2 protein-coding genes are annotated in these 2070 nt (G+C 50.9%); both read left to right on the top strand.

Features of this window, described 5'->3' with window-relative positions:
• Positions 1-1294: PAS domain-containing sensor histidine kinase (locus EXE42_RS15225; protein ID WP_199240768.1), on the top strand; the 1294-nt coding region annotated here is incomplete at its 5' end.
• 123 nt (positions 1295-1417) lie between these two features.
• Positions 1418-2070, top strand: a 653-nt coding sequence (locus tag EXE42_RS15220) for an ATPase domain-containing protein (protein WP_275938235.1), incomplete at its 3' end; no start/stop codon positions are given.

Genomic DNA, 2070 nt, shown 5'->3' with positions numbered 1-2070 from the left:
ATTCACCTACGTCAACGACGAGTTCGTCAAGTTAGTCGGCTACGACCGGGAAACTATCTTTGGGAACACACCGTCGCTCATCAAAGACGAGGAGGCTGTCGAACAGGCAGAACACCAGTTGGGACGGTTGTTGTCAAGTGATGGCCCGGAAACGCTCACATTCGAAGTGACGGTGTACCCGCGGGAGGGTGACCCGATTGTCTGTGAAGATCAAATGGGCGTTCTCCCGTACGGAGGCGACCAATTCAACGGCTCAGTTGGAACACTCCGAGATGTGACCCAGCGGAAAAAACGTGAACAGGAGTTACAGGAGTTAAAAAACCAGTACGAGACACTAGCCAAGAATTTCCCGGACGGTGCGGTATTCCTCATCAACACGGATCTCGAATACGTACGCGCCGGTGGCAGAGAACTGGGCAACATTGGCCTACCTCCCGACGATATCGAGGGTCGGAAATCACACGATCTGTTCCCAGAAGACATCGCGAATGAACTCTGTCACTATTACGAGGAAACGCTGAATGGGAATGCCAGCACGTTCGGACAGGAGTACGGGGGCAGGCAATACCGAATTCAGACCGCCCCTGTTCGGACCAACAACAATGAGATCGAGTACGTGATGGCAGTCTCACAGAATGTCACCGAGGAAGTCGAGAACAAACGGGAACTCGAACGTCAGAACGAGCGACTTGAGGGGTTTGCCAGCATTGTCAGCCACGATTTAAGAAATCCGCTTCAAGTGGCTATCGGACGGTTAGAACTGATTCGTGAGGAGTGCGAGAGTGACCACATTGAGGGTGTTGCCCAGGCACTCGATCGGATCGGCGCGCTCATAGAAGACTTACTAACACTGGCACGAGAGGGTGAGAAGATTGATGAGCCCGAACCAGTTGGACTTGCCGACATAGCCAAGGACAGTTGGCAAACCGTTGGTACGGGACAGGCAGCACTCGAAACTAATGTCTCTCAGGTTGTCAAGGCCGATCAGAGCCGTCTTCAGCAACTATTTGAGAATCTCTATCGTAACGCAGTCGAACATAACGACGAAAACGTGACAGTATCCGTCGGTACAGTAGAGAACGGCTTCTACGTGGCGGATACCGGAACCGGTATCCCAGGGAGTGACCGCGAGGAAATCTTTGAGGCGGGCTACTCGACCAATGAGGAGGGGACCGGCTTCGGCCTGCGGATCGTCGAGCAAATTGCCAGCACTTACGAGTGGGAGATTACTGTGGCCGAGAGTGAACAGGGTGGTACACGGTTCGAATTTACTGGTCTCGAAGTTGTAGAGTGAGTTCTGGACTTTGGTGGAGAAAGTGAATCGCCTCGGGGTATTCGCTTTGTCCGCCTATAAAAGACAAGACTAGCGCACGGTCACAGCAACAAACTACTTGAATACTAAGTGTAATATGCTATTATGACAGGTCAGCGATTGTCTACGGGTATTAGTGGGTTAGACGATATATTAGATGGCGGTCTTATTCATCCGCGAAACGTGCTTATACGCGGGTCGCCTGGTTCAGGGAAGACAATTTTCGGCTTACACTTTCTTTCAGCGGGGATAGACGCCGGCGAGACGTCTCTATACGTCAACATGGGTGAGCCGCAGGCGTACGTTGAAGAAACCGCTGATGCATTCGATCTTCATACCGAGCAAATTCACTTCCATAATATTTCGCCGACAGAAGAACAGTTCTCAGAGCGTAACTCCTACAGCGTCTTTGAGTCAGCGGAAGTCGAACAGCCGGACTTCATCGCGGAACTCCGTGAGAAGATTGATGAGATTGAACCAGATCGCGTGTTACTGGACCCAATCACAGAATTCAGGCATCTTACAACTGACGAGCGGCAATTCCGGTCTGGAATCCTTGGTCTCCTTGATTATCTCAAAGAAATTGGCGCGATGGGCATGTTAACGTCTCAATCTGGGGGGCCAATCAAAGACTATGATATCCAATTTCTTGTTGATACTGTCATTTCTCTTGATGTAACTTCTGAGAGCCGGATGGTCACTGTCTCTAAGTTCCGAGGGTCATCGTTCCGACGTGGAGATCATTTCTACGATATTTC

Origin of the sequence: Halorubrum sp. SP3, from assembly GCF_005435195.1 — an archaeon.
Classification (GTDB): domain Archaea; phylum Halobacteriota; class Halobacteria; order Halobacteriales; family Haloferacaceae; genus Halorubrum; species Halorubrum sodomense.
This window is presented reverse-complemented; position numbering and strand designations above follow the sequence as displayed.